Below are 630 nucleotides of genomic sequence, written 5' to 3'. Positions count from 1 at the left end.
GTGTCGACCTGCGCATCGAGGCCGGCGAGCGGGTACTGCTGCTCGGGCCCTCCGGTGCCGGCAAGAGCACCCTGTTGGCGGCCCTCGCCGGCCTGCTGCCCGAGGACTCCGGCGAACGGGAGGGCCACGTCGAGGTCGACGGTCTGGAACCCCGCAAGGCCCGCGACCGGGTCGGCGTGGTCTTCCAGGACCCGGAGAGCCAGTTGGTGATGGCCCGCTGCGGCGACGACGTCGCCTTCGGGTTGGAGAACCGGGGCGTACCGGCCGACGAGATCTGGCCCCGGGTGGACGAGGCCCTGGCCCGGGTGGGCTTCCCCTACCCCCGGGACCGACCCACCGCCGCCCTATCCGGCGGGGAGCAGCAGCGACTCGCCCTGGCCGGGGTACTCGCCCTGCGCCCCGGACTGCTGCTGCTCGACGAGCCCACCGCGAACCTCGACCCGGCCGGCGCGGCACTCGTCCGGCAGGCGGTCACCACCGCGCTGAGCCCGGACACCACCCTCATCCTGGTCGAACACCGGGTGACCGAGGCACTCCCGCTGGTCGACCGGGTGGTGGTGCTGCAACCCGGTGGCGGGGTGCGGGCCGACGGGCCACCGGAGCAGGTCTTCGCCGCGCACGGTGACGCCC

Annotated in this window: 1 protein-coding gene; it reads left to right on the top strand. The window is 74.8% G+C overall.

The genetic code is table 11. The features are described 5' to 3' along the window. Nucleotides 1-630, top strand: a 630-nt coding sequence (locus GSF22_RS34070; protein ID WP_244454634.1) for an energy-coupling factor ABC transporter ATP-binding protein, incomplete at both ends; no start/stop codon positions are given.

The organism is Micromonospora echinofusca, assembly GCF_017614955.1.
In the GTDB taxonomy this organism is placed as follows: domain Bacteria; phylum Actinomycetota; class Actinomycetes; order Mycobacteriales; family Micromonosporaceae; genus Micromonospora; species Micromonospora echinofusca_A.
Note: the sequence above shows the minus strand (reverse complement) of the source record. Positions and strands in the feature narration are given on the sequence as shown.